This window comes from Peribacillus suis (assembly GCF_059384845.1).
Genome location: NZ_CM182019.1, coordinates 3,631,052 through 3,647,888, shown reverse-complemented (window position 1 = coordinate 3,647,888; position 16,837 = coordinate 3,631,052). Strand labels below are relative to the sequence as shown.

The window sequence follows — 16,837 nt, the reverse complement described above, 5'->3', positions numbered from 1 at the left end:
TATAGAGAAGCATCATGATCGGTTTATATTGGCAAAAGTGAAGGGATACTGAACACCTGTCATGGATTCTGAAGTCTCCCATAACTTTTCTGAAGTGTCTTTATCATATAGAGAATCGATGATGGGATCTTTTTTAGGGAAGCCCCTTCTTCCCTTTTTTCCATCCGGGCCAATATATTCCCCACCTCTTAAGGTAGGTTCCGTTGCTGCATAAAGCGTGGGAAGGGCACCCATATTGGCGGGCTGGGTGAAGGTCTTGGAGAGGTAGTGGACAAACTTATTCAGGGACTTGCCAGATCCGCGCGACATGAGGTTTGTATGGGAAAGTCCAGGGTGGCAGGCGACACTGATCGAGTTTTCCTGGTGCTGTTCGAATTTGTTTTGCAATTCCCGGGAAAAGAGAAGATTGGCAAGTTTGCTTTGGGCATAGTACCTCATTGGTTTATATTGATCCTTCCCATCCAAGTGATCGAAGTTTATGGTCCCGTTATTGGCGGCTAAACTGCTTAATGTGACGACCCGCGATTTTGGCGTCGAAAGGATTTTGGGAAGCAACAGGCCGGTCAAGGCAAAATGCCCAAGGTGATTGCTTCCGAATTGTAGCTCGAACCCATCCTTCGTTTGACTATAAGGGGGAATCATGACCCCTGCATTGTTGATTAGAATGGATAAGGAATCGTAGTTCTCCAAGAATGAATCACTAAACTGATGAATGCCCCTCAAATCACTTAAATCGAGTGGCATCACGGAGACATTTGCCTTAGGATGGGCAGACGTGATTCGATCCACCGCCTTTTCCCCTTTCGAAGCATTCCGGACAGCAAGAATGACTTCTGCTCCTTTCCCCGCTAATACAAAAGCCGTTTCAAAACCAAGGCCGCTATTCGCCCCTGTAATCACAACTGTTTTCCCCTTTACATCTGCCATTTGGTCGCCATTCCACTTTTCATTCATACCATCGACTCCTTTCCTGCTCATTCTCTCTCTATCATATACCCATATTATTCCTATATGTCTCGTTTTAAGAGGAATAAAAAGTAAAAAGTGGCCCTTTTTTATAAAGGGCCACTCAAGACGTTCAATCTGGCAAGAGGGTATTAGGAATCTTAATGGGACTGGACAGTTTAGAATGATCACGATAGGAACGATAGGAGATGATATCGTGATTTTTGATGTGGACATCCAACTGGAGGATGTGGGCATTTTTCATTTCCAAATGGTAGGTCGCTCCTTCTTTCTTTAGAGAATAAAAGGTATAGGTCTTCCCTAAAAGGTCCTTGTCGATTCGATTCGTCTCCGGTTGGTTTTGAATATAAAGAGCGAGCTCCATAATTGTGATGGAGGTTCCTCCTGTAAGTTCTATTATCTTTTCCTTCATATAATCTACAGCATGACTCAGAGAGGCTTGTGCTTTCCCAGCAAGTTTTTTTACCTTATCATCCATGAAGTCTTCTCCTTTTTATTGGGTCATACTGTAGTATGGGGCACATATCTTAGGCTTTATACAAAAAACCTCTGTCCCTTGAGGGAACAGAGGAAGAGTGATTATTTTAGAGAACCGGGTAATAACCGTTCGTAAAGGAACATAAATAAGGGAGAGAAGACACCATGTCCATTATGGCTGGTATACAAGAGGTTAAAGCTATATGATAAAGGGGAATATAGACCGGTAAAAAGATAAGTATTGGAACGGCTTATTATAATTCAGTACCGGCCGTAAAGGAAAGAATAAATTCAGCAGCTGATAAATGGAGGATAATATGAGGGATGAAATGATCTATGCAGAAATAGAATCAATGAATGAGGGGAAAGCCACTGCCTCTTTTGTAAAAGTCTCCGAAGATTGGGAAGGATGTAGGGGCCAATGGCATGTAGGGAAGGAATCTACGGCTTGGAAGTTTTCAAATCATGATAGTAATCTAGTGGAGTCTGAAGTCCAATGAAGAAAAAGTATACATATCTCAGCCTATTTTTCATTGCCCTTCTAGCGTTTTTAACGGTTGTACTTATCCAGTTGAATAGGGGTACGACCAATGAAAAGACAGAGAAAAGTGTAGCTTCGGATCAGAGTGAGGATATCATGAAGGAAAAAGATCGAGACAATAAGGCAAAGACGGACATCACAAGCAAAAATGAAAAAGTGGAGAAGATGCTAGAAAAGATGACGCTCGAAGAAAAAGTCGGGCAGCTCATGATGATCGGCTTTTCTGGTACGGAAAAGAGCACCGAGGTTCAGGAGTTCATCGAAGAAAAACATATAGGCGGCATCATTTACTTTGACCGTAATATGAGTTCTCCTAAACAAGTGGCCGAGTTATCCAACTCCCTGCAGGAATCTGCAGAAGGTAGCCGATTCTCGCTTCCACTCATGGTTGCCATCGATCAAGAAGGAGGGGCCATTACCCGGATGAGGGAACAGGTTTCCCCTATCCCTTCGCAACAGAAGTTAGGGGAAAAGGCCACTGCGGATGAAGTATATCTGGTGGCTAAATTGAATGGTAGAGAGCTGGAGTCGATGGGAATCAACCTTAACTTTGCCCCTGTTTTGGATTTATCGAAGAAAGATAGCCGTTCATTTGGAACGGACCCCAAAAAAGTCCACCAATATGGGGAAAAAGTGATTGAAGGGTTGAATGAAGCATCCGTTACAGGAGCCCTGAAGCACTTCCCGGGGAATGGCCGTAGCGAGATTGATCCACATGTCGAGACCTCTTCCGTGGAAGCAAACCAGCTTGACCTGGAAAACTCGGATATCTATCCGTTTAAAGAAATCATCAAGGAAGTGGATAATGACAAGTTTTTCATGATGGTGACGCATATAAAATATCCGGCTTATGATAAAGAAAAACCTGCCAGCCTATCCAAGGTCATTATCGAAGACCTGCTACGAGAGAAGCTTGGCTACAAAGGAATCGTCATCACGGATGATATGGAAATGGGAGCCGTGAAAAATTACTTTTCCTTTAAGGACATGGGCAAAGAAGCGATTCTTGCAGGCGTGGACATCGTCTTGGTCTGTCACGAACATCCCCACCAATTAGAGGTGTATAACGGGATAATCGATGCCGTTAAAAAAGGGGAAATCCCGATGGAACGAATCGATGAATCAACAAAGCGCGTCCTGACTTACAAACTGAACAACATTCAACAAACGACCGTTGACCCAGAACAAGCTGCAAAAGTAGTGAAAAGTCCTGAAAGCGTGGATTATATCAATGGTCTGGGCCTTGAATGAATTGGCAAGAAGTAGAACCCGAACGGTGTCGTTCGGGTTCTTTTTCGTCTTTTGAAGGAACTGGCTTGGCAAATATGTATATTTAATGGATGTGGAGATTGAAATTGCTGAAATGTGTCCGATATATGACTAGAAACGGGAATTTTTGATGAGGGAGAAAAAAATTGCACATACATGGAAGCTATAACATAGGGCTTGTCATTTTGTCCTTCATAATTGTGACCTTGGCTTCGTATTCGGCTTTGGATCTTGTGGGAAGAATCATCCATTCAAAACAGAAAGCCAAGAAATATTGGCTGGTAGGTGGAGCGATTACGATGGGTCTAGGCATATGGTCGATGCATTTTATCGGGATGCTGGCTTTACAGGTCCATGAAACAATTACGTATGATTATCTTAAGGTCCTGATATCGGTTGGGATCGCCATTTTTGCTTCAGGGATGTCCTTGTTCTTTGTCAGTCGTGAAACGATGAATTGGAAACAGCTATTGATTGGAGGTGCCTCATTGAGTACAGCCATCCTTACGATGCATTACACGGGAATGGCTTCGATGCGTATGGCGGCGTCCATTCAGTACGATCCGCTATTGGTGATCTGTTCCGTACTGATTGCTTGTTCCGCTTCAGTCGCGGCTTTAAAGATCAATTTTCGCTATAAACACCAAAAGGCTACCCGGCTAGTTGAAAAAATCATCAGTGCAAATATCATCGGGATAGCGGTTGCAGGCACGCACTATATGGGAATGGCGGCTGCCACGTATCACAGCAATCACGTGGTTTCCCCAACCAGTTCAGCTCTTCCTATTGGAACACTCTTCCTGGCACTCGGAATCGGAAGTGCCATGCTTTTCATTCAAATAGTTGTCCTCTTTTTCATTAGCCTTGATAAGAAACTCACCCTACAGAACAAGGAGGTGCTACTAACCCAGCAAAAGTACGATTCCCTTGTTACTTATAATCCGGATATCATTTTCAGGATGAATAAGGAAGGGAAGTTGGAAACAATCAATCCGGCGGTTTTCAGGATTTTAGGTTATACACCAGAGGAAATTCAAAGATTGTCGATTGAAAGTCTTGTATCTGAAGAGGAATGGCAGGAAAGTAAAAATTACTATATGGATACGTTAAAAGGGACCCTTCGCTCTTATGAAATTATGGCCATCCATAAAAATAAGAGCAAGGTCACTTTTAATGTCTTGACCGTTCCGGTATATGTCGATAATGAAATCGAAGGTGTATACGGAATTGCCAAGGACATCACCGAGCAGAAAGCGGCCTTGGCCAAAGTCAATTATATGGCCTATCATGATGAACTTACAGGGTTGCCAAACCGAAGATCCTTTAAGGAAAAAGCAAATATCTTCATTGAGCAAAATGTGGAAGGCATGTCTGCTTTGCTCCTGATGGATATTGATCGATTCAAGACCATTAACGATACCTTGGGACATGGGCAAGGTGATTGGTTTATAAAAGAAATTGCCAAACGGTTTGACGATTGCCTGGAACCAGGAGAACTCCTAGCTAGAATCGGGGTGGATGAATTTGCGGTATTCCTGCCGCAGATATCCGGGCTTGAACAAGTGGAAATCACCGCCCAAAAGTTACTGGAATCTTTGGTAGAACCAATCAAGCTCAATAACCATGACATCTACACAACCACATGTATTGGGATATCGGCTTACCCGCAGGATGGGGGGGACATCGAAGAACTTTTGAAAAGAGCGGATCTGGCGATGTTCTTAGGAAAAGGAACGGGAGACTCATCGTATAAGTTCTTTAAAGAGTCCATGGAAAGTAGATTGGATAAAATCCTGATTGAAGAAGAAATGAGGACGGGGATTCATAAAGATAATGAATTTCTATTATACTTTCAACCAAAGATCGATACACAGACTGAGAAAATATCAGGCGTAGAAGCTTTGGTCCGTTGGAACCATCCAAGGCTGGGGTTCGTCTCACCAGCTGAGTTCATTCCATTGGCTGAGGAAACGGGGCTGATCATCCAACTTGGTGAAAAGATACTCGACTTGGCATGTGCCCAACTCCATGCCTGGCATAAAGAAGGATTCGATTCCATTCATATCGCCGTCAACATATCGACGCGGCAATTCATGCAGGAGAATTTCATCGAAAAGTTGAAGTGCATGTTGGACAAATGGAATATAGATGGCAGGAATCTGGAGTTGGAAATAACTGAAAGTACGGCGATGAACAATGTGAACAGGGCCATCTTTACCTTTGAAAGGTTAAGGGAGCTGGGCGTGAAGATCGCCATAGACGACTTCGGCACCGGATATAGTTCCTTTGCTTACTTAAAGGATTACCCCATCAATACATTGAAAATCGACCAATCGTTTATCAGGAACTTGGCAACCGGTGGACCGGATGAAGCGATTGTGGCGTCCATCATTGGGCTGGCCAAAAACATGCAGCTGAATATCGTGGCAGAAGGCGTTGAATATCAAACGCAATTCGACTTTTTAAAAGAAATGGAGTGTAACCAGGTACAGGGTTACATGTTCAGTAAACCGTTGCCAGCACACGAATTAGAAGACAAGTTTCTACGCAATCTATATGCGTTTCCGGTCGCCTGAAGGATGGATGTTTGGGTCTCCTTGTTTAAAGAAGTGGTTATAGGGAAATACTATACTATACTAAAATATAAGGAGGAAACTCAGATGCCATCAAACAAAATGATTGGAACCGTCGTATTGGGAGCAGCTGCTTACTTAATGCGCAATAAAGAAACGCGTGAGAAAACAATAAGCCAGATCAAATCAATCGCTAATCCTGAAATGATTGATAAGGTAAAGAGCCAACTCCAATCCTTCACTAAATCAAAATCAAGTAATTCAACAATCAATTAAGGTAGCATGAAAAAAGCTCCATCAAGGGATAGCATATCCTTGATGGAGCTTTTTTGGTTTCCCGAATTACGTAAAAAGCACCTGCCTTTAAAAAACTGGGAAAGTTTTTTAAACGGCAGGCGCTTTTATGTCATCAATTACTCAGCTTCTTCACCATTGTCTTCTTTATTGAACCATAATGGATCTTCGTTATCGACCTCACCATTATAATTGATGGTAATCTCTTCTCCCGCCTTAATATCGGTATAAGCGAAGAAATCGAATGTATGATGATCAAAGTTTATGTCATATGTGGCATTCGGCGTATAGGAGTGGTTAAACAGCATGCCATATCCTAAAAGCAGGCAAGTATGGTTGATGCCATACTCAAACGCATAATCCGCTAGCAATGTTTTCTCGATATGAACATGCTCTTCATTTGGATAAGCGATAACCGGTGCTTCATGCAACAGCTCACCTTTTTTAATATCACGTTTTGCGAAAACGCCTCTATTGAACTCTCCATCACTGAGTGTGGAATTTTTAACTTCGATCATATTCGTCACCTACTTGTTCTTTTCTTTTATAGTCCAGATTGTATAAGCTTGACAGCAATTAGGAAGAAAAGCAACTAATTTAGGGAAATTAATCGTTATCCTCTTGAAGAATCCCCAATAAGTGCAAAATATCGTGGCACAAAAACGCAAAGAAATATGGCGTAAGTGCAAAGGGATTTGTCTATATCGCGGTTTTATTGGGTGAAGATGTAGGATTTTGCTGACAAGTGAAAAGTGGCATGAAAATTGCTGAAAGAAATAGAATAATTAATCCATTCAGAACTTTCAAGTAGTATAATTTCTAAAGTGGGAATTTTCTGAACTGCGTGCAAAAGCAAAAGGGGATGTACATATGATAGTAAAACGCGAAGAGGAAGTCTTTGAGTATCCAGTCGAAACACCGAAAAAAGAACAGGCGTTAAACAGAGGGTTGAAATCTCGTCACTTAACGATGATTTCCATTGGAGGAGCCATCGGAACAGGATTGTTTCTTAGCAGTGGGGCTGCCATACATACAGCGGGACCAGGCGGTGCTCTACTTGCTTACGCATTGGTCGGGGCCATGGTGTACTTTGTCATGACAAGCTTAGGGGAACTAGCTGCCTTTATGCCAACCAGTGGGTCATTTAGTACATATGGAACGAAATTTGTCGATCCTGCCTTTGGATTTGCCTTGGGTTGGACATATTGGTTCAACTGGTCCATGACTATAGCGGCCGAGTTAGCCGCATCGACCATCATCATGAAATTCTGGTTTCCGGATAGTCCATCACTATTGTGGAGTTTCTCATTTTTAGTGCTTATTTTTCTATTGAACTATCTCTCTGTCAAAGGCTATGGTGAAGGGGAATATTGGTTTTCTTTCATTAAAGTGACGGCCATCATCATTTTTATCATTGTCGGCTTACTCATGATTGTAGGCATTATGGGAGGGGAAGCGGTAGGCTTTAAAAATTTCACAGTGGACGATGCTCCTTTTCCAGGTGGTTTCATGGGGGTATTCATCGTTTTCATAGCAGCAGGTTTTTCTTTTCAGGGGACGGAAATCGTTGGTGTTGCAGCTGGGGAAAGTGAAAACCCAGCTAAAAATATACCGAAGGCCATTAAAAGCGTCTTCTGGAGGATTCTCCTTTTTTACATATTGGCGATTTTTGTGATAGGGCTGCTTATCCCTTATACGAATTCAAGTTTACAAGGCGAGAATGTTATGGTCAGCCCATTTACGCTCATATTTGAGAAAGCGGGAGTAGCCTTTGCGGCTTCCCTGATGAACGCCGTGATTTTAACTGCGGTATTATCTGCGGGGAATTCAAGCTTATATGCCTCTACCCGTATGTTATATTCGATGGCTAAAGCCGGGCAAGCACCCCGGATTTTTGCCAAACTGAACAAACGAGGGGTTCCAGTGGCGGGTATGATCTTAACATGTGCCATCGGAATGCTTGCCTTTTTGGCTTCCATATTCGGTGATGGCACCGTATATCTATGGCTAATGAACGCGATCGGGATAACGGGATTTATCTTCTGGCTGGGCATTTCCATAAGCCATTATCGCTTCCGTAAGGCATATGTGTTACAAGGGCATTCATTGGATAAGCTGCCGTACAAGGCTTTATGGTTTCCAATCGGGACGATATTTGCCATTACGATTGGAATGGTCGTCATCTTGGCTCAAAATATCCAAGCGTTCTTTTCGGACCATATCGATTGGGGAAGTGTGGTGGCGGCTTACTTAGGAATCCCTCTTTTTCTCGCCCTCTGGTTTGGGTATAAACTGATTAGGAAAACGAGATTCGTTAAGCTCGAAGAAGTGGAAATTAATTTTGATGAAAAGTATGACTGAAAACTTCCGGACCATGTTCACAGACATGGTTCCGGTTATTTTATTATTTTAAATTGAACATGTACCAATGTTAGTCGCATTGAATTGGATGTGAATGTTGTTTTGCAGGAAACGAAAGGGTGGAAGAAGAATGAGTATAAAAGATAGAAATCCCAACTGAGGAAGAATGCATCCATTTGGTAGAAAAGGAAGGTGCATGAACGATGACACTACTGACCAATCTGAAAGTGCTAGACTTTTCGACACTTTTGCCAGGGCCATTCGCTACGCTCATGCTTGCAGACTTAGGAGCGGAAGTGTTGAAGGTTGAACGGCCGGCCAAGGCTGATACATGGGGAGTCGATCAATATTTGAACCGTTCAAAAAAATCGGTTGCCCTTGATTTGAAACGGCAGGAGTCGATTGATGCCGTAAAGAATCTAGTGAAGGAATATGATATTGTCCTTGAACAGTTCCGGCCGGGTGTCATGGATCGGTTGGGGCTGGGATACGAAGAATTAAAACAAATCAATCCAAAGTTGATTTACTGTTCGCTTACTGGCTTTGGTCAGACTGGTCCCTACAAGAATCGTCCAGGTCATGATATCAACTATATTTCGATAGCGGGGTTGTCCGGTTACTCAGGTACGCAAAAAGGAGGACCTGCAAAAAATGGAACACAAATAGCCGACCTTGCAGGAGGCTCCATGCATGCTGTCATCGGGATTTTGTCGGCAGTCATCTTCCGGGAGCGGACGGGTGAAGGTCAGTTCATCGATATTAGCATGACCGATTGCAGCTTTGCTTTGAACGCGATATCTGCCCCCCTACATTTACAGGGTGGATTGGAGCTTGAACCGGAAAAGTTGGTATTGAATGGCGGAACATTTTATGATTTTTATGAAACGAAAGACGGCCGTTACTTCTCGGTTGGAAGCTTGGAGCCATCATTCCGTGAAGTGTTATGTGAAGCAATCGGACAGCCTGAACTGTTCGAGTTAAGCATGAAGCAAGATGCGGAAAGTAGCATCCAATTCAAAAGGATCATCAAGCATGCATTTCTTGAAAAGACATTTGAAGAATGGCAGGGCATATTCGAAGAGTTCGAGGCTTGTGTCGAACCGGTGCTGACTTTTTCTGAAGCGACCAATCACCCGCAACTGCAAGCGCGTGGCATGATAGTCGAAGTGCCCGATGGAGAAGGAAACATGCAGAGGCAGATGGCTTGTCCCATCAAAACATCGGTCTTCACTCCAGAGTATAAACATGTTGGGATGAAGCCGGGACAAAGTAATGATGAGGTCTTTGGCACTCTTGAATTGGAGCGATAGCAACGGATGGACCGGCAGATGATCTGCCGGTTTTTTGTGGGTTAAAGGGGGAGTCCCTTAAGACATGTGAATATTTACTAGTTATAACGTATCCACACCGGGTAAGAGAGTATCATCCTTCGAATAAGGACTTGTCTGTATACACCAAGCTCAAATAAGGAGGATGATTGGCATGTTCGGTTTGTCTGATATCACTAAATTTCTCTTTTCCTTTTTTCTGATTTTACCGGTTGTCACGCTCATTCATTTAGGTGGGCATCTATTCTTTGTCACGCTATTTGGCGGTACGGAGAAAAAAATCAAGATCGGATGTGGAGAAAAGGTTTTCTCCTTTTGCAATATAGAAGTGAGAAAATACTACTTTTGGAATGGGCATTGTGAGTTCAAGGGATTAAAATATGATAATAAGTTCACGAATAGTTTGATTTACTTAGGGGGAGCCCTCTTTAACCTAATTAGCATGTTGTTGATATATAGTTTGGTTTATCAGGGAATCTTGGAGAAGTCGGTCCTCTGGTACCAATTCATATATTTCTCTTTCTATATTATGTTCTTTTCCTTATTTCCGATGTATTTTTCCGATGGGTCGCCAAGTGATGGAAAGGCCGCAGAATTGACATTGAAGAACCAGCTCGATGATAAGGTGACAGATGATGTAGTGGGGAAGAAAGAGGATGAGGACGATCGATGTTGTTGAATAAAGGGACGAGCATAGGCTCGTCCCTTTTTGTTCTTATCCCCATACTTCTTTGGCGACATCCACAACGAATTTTAACTTTTCCCATTGCTGCTCTTCCGTTAGCTTGTTGCCAAGATGTGTGGAAGCGAATCCGCATTGAGGGCTTAAGCACAAGTGTTCATGTGGCACGAATTGTGCCGCTTCTTTAATACGTGATTTAACGGTTTCTTTATCTTCAAGTTCGCCATTCTTCGAAGTAACCACGCCAAGAACGACTTGTGCGCCGTCATTTGGAATGTGTTCTAATGGTTTAAAATCCCCTGAACGATGATCATCGTATTCCAAGAAAAATCCATCTACATTTTCCTTGGCCAATAGAGTTGGGGCGATACGGGCATAGCTGCCTTCAAAAGCCCAAGTCGATTGGTAATTTCCACGACAAAGGTGAGTCGTGACAACCAAATCCTCTGGTTTTCCCTCCAACGTCCCATTAATCACGCGCAATGCTAAATCGATTAATTGTTCCCTTGTATATTTCCCCTCTTTGAACTGGAAGTCCGGAGCGGAAAGCCTGGCTATGTATACATCATCTAATTGTAAATAACGTACACCGGCATCGTAAAAGGCTTGTAAAGCATCTTGGTAGGCTTTGATAATATCTTTTGCATAGTCTTCGATGTCAGGATAGATTTCTTCATTATGGACACCTACCGCAAATAATTGATTGGGACTAGGGATGGTTTGTTTCGCCACAGCCCGTCCGTCCACGATTTCATTAAACTCAATAAAGTCTTTAATAAAGGGGTGATCTGGGTTGAAAGAAATTTTTCCTGTATTCCGAACGTTATAACGTTCTGTTTCAATTCCATCAAAGGTGAGACCTTTTTCCGTGACATACCCTTCGATTCCATTTAAATGTTCCAAGAAGTCAAAGTGCCACCAGGTGCGTCTGAATTCCCCATCAGTCACTGCCTCTAAACCGATTTCTATTTGCTTATCGACGATACGCTTGATTTCCTTCGTTTCAACGTCGCGTAATTGTTCTGCGGTAATGATTCCTTCTTTCCGTTGCTTTCTTGCCAGATGTATACTTTCTGGTCTTAATAGACTTCCTACGTGGTCGGCTTTGAATGGAGCTTTCGTTAAAGTGATAGACATGGTAGATTCCTACTTTCCTTATTAAAATATAAAAACCTCTTCTTTAAAAAAGAAGAGGTATAATCAGCAATGCTTATATTCTCTTCTTATCTTCAAGTTGAACACTTCTGGAATTAGCACAGTACAGTAAAGTCTGTTGCTGAGGTATCAAAGGGCCAGTCCCTCCACCTCTCTGGATAAGAAAATGAACTATTCAATTAATTACGACTATACAGGTAGTATTAGTAAAGGTCAATAGAAAACAGATAATTTAGAATATAAGCGTTATTAGAAAGTAGTTTCTCTTAGTTTAAATACTTTTATACACTTTCGCGGTGAAGTATTAAAAAAATCCTTTGACTATTGTCAGAATATTTCTTATAATTGTGTACATTACAGCGAGATAGGGGATTATTCAGATGAGAGATTTTTTTAATAAATTATTAACGGGGATGAGCATAGGGATTGTCGTTTCATTAATTCCGAATGCTTTGTTAGGGGAAATACTTAAACTATTGATTCCACATTTTCCCGTGTTACAGCATATATTCGATATCACCGTTTTCGTGATGAGCTTGTTACCTGTCATGATTGGGGTGATGGTCGGGATTTCGTTCAAGCTACCATCCATTCAAACGGCCAGTATCGGGATCGCGGCCATGGTCGGAAGTGGTGCCATCCAGAAAACGGCTGACGGTTTATTTGCCCTTAATGGGATTGGCGTTGTAATCAATACCGGAATTACCGCGGCATTGACCGTATTGTTCCTGCAACTAATTGGCGACAGATTAAAGGCGTATGCGATTCTTTTGATGCCGACTTTAAGTATCTTGGTACCAGGAATGATTGGATACTTCATTCTGCCATACGTAAAATCCGCTACGGGACTATTAGGAGTCGGCATCGCTAACGTGACGTCCTTGCAGCCCATTTTGATGGGAGCCATTATTTCCGTTATCTTCTGTCTCATTATCTTATCTCCCATTTCAACGGTTGGGGTGGCGACGGTCATTATGCTCTCAGGTATAGGATCGGGTGCGGCCAACCTAGGAATCGTGGCAGCTGGTGTGGGCCTAGCCATTGCAAGCTACAAAGCGAATTCATTAGGGACGGCTTTAGCCCATGTGTTGGGTTCCCCTAAGATTCAAATGAGGAATTTCTTCATGAAACCGAAAATTGCGTTTCCCATGTTAATCACGTCAGCTATTCTTGGTGCGTTGGCAGGTTTGTTAAACATACAAGGGACCCCATATAGTGCTGGATTTGGTTTATCGGGATTGGTCGGTCCCTTGAACTACATGAAACTGGCGGAAGGCGGATGGATTTTCAGTAACATATCCATCATGGTCATCATTTTCTTCATTCTTCCGGTTGTGTTGAACCTTGTACTAATCTACGTTTTCTCAAAGAAATTAAAATGGATTAAAGCAGACGACTATACCTTGCATTTTGAATAATACGAGGGTAAATGAAAGAAGCAGCCAGGCAAAGGGACCTGGCTGCTTCTTTTGATGGTGCGGCTATTTTCAAAGGGAATGTACGTTTAGATCTAACAGCTGCGAATCCACTTACCTTCTTTACAGGTAAGGACATCGGTTGTTGACAATAGAAAGAGCCACAAACCGAAGCGTATCTGGACGGTTTGTGGCATCATTCTCACCCCGTCATGAGTTGGTGGATGGGGTGAAGGTCTCTGCGATATGAGAGGTGATTGGACCGTACTTTTCCTGTTCGCTAGCGGGATAGGTAATGATAAAGGTAGTGCCGACCTGATCATTAAAGTAGTATTTCTTATAGATAACGTTCCCATTTTCTTCGTAGGAAATGACATACCAATCGTCTGTAAGTCGCTGATAGGCGATTTCTTCTGTGATATTTTTCAAAGCATCTTCATAATACATTTCAATCGTTTCTTCATCGTTGATTACATTCGTATGGCTAGCAAAGGCGGTAATTTCAAATTCCTCATTATAGAACCTGGCTCCATCACCATTGGTTGGTGGGGTGTCCATATTTAAGCCTTTGGGATAGTACATGGAGAACCCATAACGGCCATTTTGATATAGTTGGTACGCAGTTTTTTGACCGTCGGCTTTTTCTACGGTTTTCTTATCTTCAGTTTTCTTTACTTTCTTTTCTTCTGGTTGCGTTTCTTCCTGGTCTTTCAGGGCAAGATCGACTTGTTCCGTAAGTTTAGTCAACTCGGATTGATAGCTTGATAGCAATTCATCCGACTCCAAGCTTTTTTCTAAAAGTCGTAATTTCTTTTGTGCTAAACTGTAATTTTCTTTTGCTATCAGTTCTTTCACCAGCTTCATCGTGTCTTCAAACGAAGAGGTTGTTTCCTGATCAGCAAGGACTTGTTCTTTTAGTTTTTTAGCTTCGGTCTGCAACGTGTTCAATGTACTTTTATTCGTAATGACGGCATTTAGAGATTCAAGGGAAGTATCAAATTCTTTTTCTTCATATGCAGTGACTGCAGTATCCATATGATTTGCCTGATCCAAATAAGCGGAGGCATCCTCATCTCCTTCTTTCTCCTTTAAGGCTAATTCGAATTGGATGGCTGCCTGATGATAATCCCGTTTTCCTAGATATTCGATTCCCTTATCCATAGCATCCTGATGGCTATCATTTGAACATGAAGCAAGGACGAATAAGCAGAGGAGGATAACGGTTAGTGAAAGGCCTTTTTTTATCATGTAATCTCCTATTCTATCGTACGGTATTTTAGTGCGAATTAATTTTACCAGAATTTGAACGCTGTGGGTGGTTTTGCAAGACGAATACAAAATTTAAATTATTTTGTTTGAGCGGTCATTCATCTGTCATCCCGAGTGGCATTTTTTTATTTAAAGGTGGTCAACTGTTAGAACAGAACAGATACTGATAAAATATGGTAAGAGGGAGTGAAGGGGCGGTAATGGGTCGTTCCGCAATTACCCAATTCGGAATAAGATGATTCAACGGAGTTTTTGCATAGGGCAAGGGAGGGAAACCATGTTTGATAAATTCAAGGATATAATAAATAAGGCTACAACGGAGGGGGTTTCAATCCCCATTACGGCAAAGATGATGGCAAGTTTAATAGAAAAGAAGTCAGGCGAAGAAGACATTGTTGTGCATATTTCACCAGAGTATATCGTGCTGCGCGGGACTACAGAGGTGAAGAAAATGATGTTGAAGAAAAAGGTTGCCTTCACCGTCACCTTGAAACCGGTGCAAATCGAAAAAAGAACGATTCTGTTTCAGCTTGTTGGGATGAAACCGGTTAATGTTAATTTCATCAACCATAAACTGTTTAATAAACCACCATTCTTTGAATATCATAATCGGATGATCAAAATTGATTTTAACGCATGGGATATGGTGAAAAAGGTACCGGTCGGGCAGATTAAGTCATTTGAGCTGGTTGAGGGTGCCATGAATATCAAATTGGCTCTTTGACTATCAAAAAACAACAAAAGGCCTAAATAATGGCTCTTTATTTAGGTTTTTTGTATGCTTAGGGTACACGCATTCTTTTCTCGTGGAATTTGGATAAATGCGAGCGTCCTTATGGAATGATGGTGGGACCTATTGTTTTTACGGCAGGTTCTGATTATGATGGGATTGTTAGCATAGGAGGAGGATATGATGGATCAGAAGATACTGCCTGCTTCGGCAAGCATGAAGGATTTCGAGAGGTTCTTGGAGAGTTCCTATGAGATAGGGGTTTTTCTGGATTTACATATATCACAGCTGAAAAATGTGAGCTTGATGGCCAAGCAACGTAATAAGAAGATGATTTTCCATGTAGATTTGATTCAAGGAATCAAAAGTGATGAGTATGCCACAGAATTCATTTGCCAGGAGGTCCAACCTTATGGCTTGATTTCGACAAAGTCCAGTGTGATTTTAAAAGCGAAGCAAAAGGGCGTTGTCGCGATTCAACGGATTTTTTTAATAGATTCCCATGCGTTGGAGAAAAGTTATAAGTTGGTAAAGAAGACAAAGCCTGATTATATCGAAGTGTTGCCAGGTGCCATGCCCTGGATGATTAAAGAGGTGAAGGAACATTTGCAAACGCCGATTTTGGCCGGAGGGTTGATCCGTAATTCAGATGAGGTCCTGAACGCACTTGAGGCGGGAGCATCGTCGATCACCACTTCCAAAACGGAGTTATGGAATATGTTTAAATAAAAAATATAAAACAATTTTCTATTTTTTGATAAATAGTTTGACAGCGTTTTCATTAACTAGTATATTAATCTAAAATACAAGTTAATAGATGTGACGGAGATAAGGAGATTCACAACGGAAAATTCCCATTTACTTGTGGGATAGTTCTGCTGTGGGCCTCCTTTTATTGATTTATGGTCATTATTCTAGAGGGGAAGAGGTTTTAATATGACACCATTTTGGGGAGAAGTAGTAGGTACGATGATTTTGGTTCTTTTTGGTGCAGGCATCGGGGCGGGATCTTCATTGAAAGGATCTTATGCCAAAGATGCTGGATGGATTGTCGTGACGATTGCGTGGGGGTTAGCTGTGACAATGGGTGTTTTTGCAGTCGGTTCCATTAGTGGTGCCCATTTAAATCCGGCTGTCACCATAGGTTTTGCACTTATCGGGGAGTTTCCTTGGGGAGACGTTCCAGGATATATCATAGGTCAGTTAATTGGTGGGATTCTAGGTGCGACATTAGTATTCTTGCATTATTTACCGCACTGGAAGGGTACGAACGATCCGGGTGCCAAGCTTGGTGTATTCGCGACTTCACCAGCGATCCCACATACTTTTTCCAATCTATTAAGCGAAATGATTGGTACATTCATCCTTGTTCTTGGTTTACTATTCATAGGGGCCAATGAATTTACGGAAGGGTTAAATCCATTTGCAGTCGGTTTATTGATCGTTGTGATCGGGATGTCCCTAGGTGGGACAACAGGATACGCCATTAACCCTGCCCGTGACTTGGGTCCACGTATTGCACATTTTCTTCTTCCTATTCCAGGTAAAGGAGATTCGAATTGGGGCTATTCATGGATTCCAGTCGTAGGTCCGATAGTAGGTGGGGGACTCGGAGCCATCTTTTATAAAGCATTCTTTTTAGGTGAAATCACGATAGTAAGTTGGTCTGTTTTTGCAGGAAGCCTAGTATTATTGATAGTGGCTTACGTATTTGGAAAAAAACAGTCGCATGAAATAGAGAGTAAGAATATAGCTAGTTAATTTAAAGAGGTTGGGG

General features: G+C 42.2%; 17 protein-coding genes and 1 riboswitch. Of the genes, 12 read left to right on the top strand and 5 right to left on the bottom strand.

Annotated elements, in window-relative coordinates; all coding sequences use genetic code 11:
- Window positions 1-12: 12 nt before the first annotated feature.
- Together AC503W_RS17915 and AC503W_RS17910 are read right to left on the bottom strand one after the other, a co-directional pair.
- Window positions 13-954, bottom strand: a complete 942-nt coding sequence (locus AC503W_RS17915) for an oxidoreductase (RefSeq protein ID WP_494915285.1) — start codon at window positions 952-954, stop codon at window positions 13-15.
- Window positions 955-1,078: 124 nt separating this feature from the next.
- Window positions 1,079-1,444, bottom strand: a complete 366-nt coding sequence (locus tag AC503W_RS17910) for a hypothetical protein (protein ID WP_402871266.1) — start codon at window positions 1,442-1,444, stop codon at window positions 1,079-1,081.
- Window positions 1,445-1,760: 316 nt separating this feature from the next.
- Between AC503W_RS17910 and AC503W_RS17905 the strand changes: the two genes are divergently transcribed.
- The 4 genes from AC503W_RS17905 (at window position 1,761) to AC503W_RS17890 (ending at window position 6,102) form a co-directional block, all read left to right on the top strand.
- Window positions 1,761-1,943 carry a hypothetical protein gene (locus AC503W_RS17905; RefSeq protein ID WP_494915283.1) on the top strand — a complete coding sequence of 61 codons (183 nt, stop codon included), beginning with the start codon at window positions 1,761-1,763 and terminating at the stop codon, window positions 1,941-1,943.
- Window positions 1,940-3,235 carry a beta-N-acetylhexosaminidase gene (gene nagZ / locus AC503W_RS17900; protein WP_494915279.1) on the top strand — a complete coding sequence of 432 codons (1,296 nt, stop codon included), beginning with the start codon at window positions 1,940-1,942 and terminating at the stop codon, window positions 3,233-3,235. Before AC503W_RS17905 ends, nagZ begins: the two co-directional genes overlap by 4 nt.
- Before the next feature lie 203 nt (window positions 3,236-3,438).
- Entirely contained in the window at window positions 3,439-5,829 is a 2,391-nt protein-coding gene (locus AC503W_RS17895; RefSeq protein ID WP_494915275.1) for a bifunctional diguanylate cyclase/phosphodiesterase, read from the top strand.
- A gap of 84 nt (window positions 5,830-5,913) precedes the next feature.
- On the top strand, window positions 5,914-6,102 hold the full coding sequence (locus tag AC503W_RS17890) for a hypothetical protein (RefSeq protein ID WP_402871278.1): 189 nt from the start codon (window positions 5,914-5,916) through the stop codon (window positions 6,100-6,102).
- A gap of 137 nt (window positions 6,103-6,239) precedes the next feature.
- Here AC503W_RS17890 and AC503W_RS17885 read toward each other — a convergent pair whose 3' ends face one another.
- On the bottom strand, window positions 6,240-6,638 hold the full coding sequence (locus tag AC503W_RS17885; protein ID WP_402871281.1) for an SET domain-containing protein: 399 nt from the start codon (window positions 6,636-6,638) through the stop codon (window positions 6,240-6,242).
- 352 nt (window positions 6,639-6,990) lie between these two features.
- Between AC503W_RS17885 and AC503W_RS17880 the strand changes: the two genes are divergently transcribed.
- The 3 genes from AC503W_RS17880 (at window position 6,991) to AC503W_RS17870 (ending at window position 10,488) form a co-directional block, all read left to right on the top strand.
- Window positions 6,991-8,481: an amino acid permease gene (locus AC503W_RS17880; RefSeq protein WP_427685628.1), complete on the top strand. Its 1,491-nt coding sequence runs from the start codon at window positions 6,991-6,993 to the stop codon at window positions 8,479-8,481.
- Between the two features lie 203 nt (window positions 8,482-8,684).
- Window positions 8,685-9,791 carry a CaiB/BaiF CoA transferase family protein gene (locus AC503W_RS17875; RefSeq protein WP_427685626.1) on the top strand — a complete coding sequence of 369 codons (1,107 nt, stop codon included), beginning with the start codon at window positions 8,685-8,687 and terminating at the stop codon, window positions 9,789-9,791.
- A 172-nt stretch (window positions 9,792-9,963) separates the two neighbouring features.
- A complete protein-coding gene (locus AC503W_RS17870; RefSeq protein WP_427685624.1) occupies window positions 9,964-10,488 on the top strand; it encodes a hypothetical protein in 525 nt (174 codons plus the stop codon).
- 36 nt (window positions 10,489-10,524) lie between these two features.
- Here AC503W_RS17870 and AC503W_RS17865 read toward each other — a convergent pair whose 3' ends face one another.
- Window positions 10,525-11,628, bottom strand: a complete 1,104-nt coding sequence (locus tag AC503W_RS17865; RefSeq protein ID WP_402954163.1) for a 5-methyltetrahydropteroyltriglutamate--homocysteine S-methyltransferase — start codon at window positions 11,626-11,628, stop codon at window positions 10,525-10,527.
- A gap of 83 nt (window positions 11,629-11,711) precedes the next feature.
- Window positions 11,712-11,811, bottom strand: a riboswitch (SAM riboswitch).
- Between the two features lie 215 nt (window positions 11,812-12,026).
- Between AC503W_RS17865 and AC503W_RS17860 the strand changes: the two genes are divergently transcribed.
- The gene (locus AC503W_RS17860; protein ID WP_427685622.1) at window positions 12,027-13,064 is read left to right on the top strand and encodes a PTS sugar transporter subunit IIC; all 1,038 of its coding nucleotides are present in this window, start codon (window positions 12,027-12,029) and stop codon (window positions 13,062-13,064) included.
- Window positions 13,065-13,075: 11 nt separating this feature from the next.
- On the top strand, window positions 13,076-13,210 hold the full coding sequence (locus AC503W_RS17855) for a hypothetical protein (protein ID WP_427685620.1): 135 nt from the start codon (window positions 13,076-13,078) through the stop codon (window positions 13,208-13,210).
- A gap of 61 nt (window positions 13,211-13,271) precedes the next feature.
- Here the strand turns inward: AC503W_RS17855 and AC503W_RS17850 are convergent, their stop codons facing one another.
- Entirely contained in the window at window positions 13,272-14,309 is a 1,038-nt protein-coding gene (locus AC503W_RS17850) for an outer membrane protein assembly factor BamD (RefSeq protein WP_427685618.1), read from the bottom strand.
- A gap of 298 nt (window positions 14,310-14,607) precedes the next feature.
- On the opposite strand from AC503W_RS17850, the gene AC503W_RS17845 reads away from it, so the two are divergent.
- From AC503W_RS17845 to AC503W_RS17835, 3 genes are all read left to right on the top strand, one after another.
- On the top strand, window positions 14,608-15,054 hold the full coding sequence (locus AC503W_RS17845) for a hypothetical protein (RefSeq protein WP_427685616.1): 447 nt from the start codon (window positions 14,608-14,610) through the stop codon (window positions 15,052-15,054).
- A gap of 189 nt (window positions 15,055-15,243) precedes the next feature.
- The gene (locus tag AC503W_RS17840; RefSeq protein WP_402876044.1) at window positions 15,244-15,789 is read left to right on the top strand and encodes a glycerol-3-phosphate responsive antiterminator; all 546 of its coding nucleotides are present in this window, start codon (window positions 15,244-15,246) and stop codon (window positions 15,787-15,789) included.
- Window positions 15,790-15,996: 207 nt separating this feature from the next.
- A complete protein-coding gene (locus AC503W_RS17835) occupies window positions 15,997-16,821 on the top strand; it encodes an MIP/aquaporin family protein (protein ID WP_402876046.1) in 825 nt (274 codons plus the stop codon).
- Window positions 16,822-16,837: the final 16 nt, after the last annotated feature.

What these genes read in the sequence shown, in the direction of transcription:
- AC503W_RS17850 (WP_427685618.1), bottom strand. Translation starts at nt 14,309, where the DNA reads ATGATAAAAAAAGGCCTTTCACTAACCGTTATCCTCCTCTGCTTATTC.
- AC503W_RS17870 (WP_427685624.1), top strand. Translation starts at nt 9,964, where the DNA reads ATGTTCGGTTTGTCTGATATCACTAAATTTCTCTTTTCCTTTTTTCTG.
- AC503W_RS17855 (WP_427685620.1), top strand. Translation starts at nt 13,076, where the DNA reads ATGAAAGAAGCAGCCAGGCAAAGGGACCTGGCTGCTTCTTTTGATGGT.
- AC503W_RS17890 (WP_402871278.1), top strand. Translation starts at nt 5,914, where the DNA reads ATGCCATCAAACAAAATGATTGGAACCGTCGTATTGGGAGCAGCTGCT.
- AC503W_RS17840 (WP_402876044.1), top strand. Translation starts at nt 15,244, where the DNA reads ATGGATCAGAAGATACTGCCTGCTTCGGCAAGCATGAAGGATTTCGAG.
- AC503W_RS17910 (WP_402871266.1), bottom strand. Translation starts at nt 1,444, where the DNA reads ATGGATGATAAGGTAAAAAAACTTGCTGGGAAAGCACAAGCCTCTCTG.
- AC503W_RS17875 (WP_427685626.1), top strand. Translation starts at nt 8,685, where the DNA reads ATGACACTACTGACCAATCTGAAAGTGCTAGACTTTTCGACACTTTTG.
- AC503W_RS17845 (WP_427685616.1), top strand. Translation starts at nt 14,608, where the DNA reads ATGTTTGATAAATTCAAGGATATAATAAATAAGGCTACAACGGAGGGG.
- AC503W_RS17865 (WP_402954163.1), bottom strand. Translation starts at nt 11,628, where the DNA reads ATGTCTATCACTTTAACGAAAGCTCCATTCAAAGCCGACCACGTAGGA.
- AC503W_RS17905 (WP_494915283.1), top strand. Translation starts at nt 1,761, where the DNA reads ATGAGGGATGAAATGATCTATGCAGAAATAGAATCAATGAATGAGGGG.
- AC503W_RS17885 (WP_402871281.1), bottom strand. Translation starts at nt 6,638, where the DNA reads ATGATCGAAGTTAAAAATTCCACACTCAGTGATGGAGAGTTCAATAGA.
- nagZ (WP_494915279.1), top strand. Translation starts at nt 1,940, where the DNA reads ATGAAGAAAAAGTATACATATCTCAGCCTATTTTTCATTGCCCTTCTA.
- AC503W_RS17880 (WP_427685628.1), top strand. Translation starts at nt 6,991, where the DNA reads ATGATAGTAAAACGCGAAGAGGAAGTCTTTGAGTATCCAGTCGAAACA.
- AC503W_RS17835 (WP_402876046.1), top strand. Translation starts at nt 15,997, where the DNA reads ATGACACCATTTTGGGGAGAAGTAGTAGGTACGATGATTTTGGTTCTT.
- AC503W_RS17860 (WP_427685622.1), top strand. Translation starts at nt 12,027, where the DNA reads ATGAGAGATTTTTTTAATAAATTATTAACGGGGATGAGCATAGGGATT.
- AC503W_RS17915 (WP_494915285.1), bottom strand. Translation starts at nt 954, where the DNA reads ATGAATGAAAAGTGGAATGGCGACCAAATGGCAGATGTAAAGGGGAAA.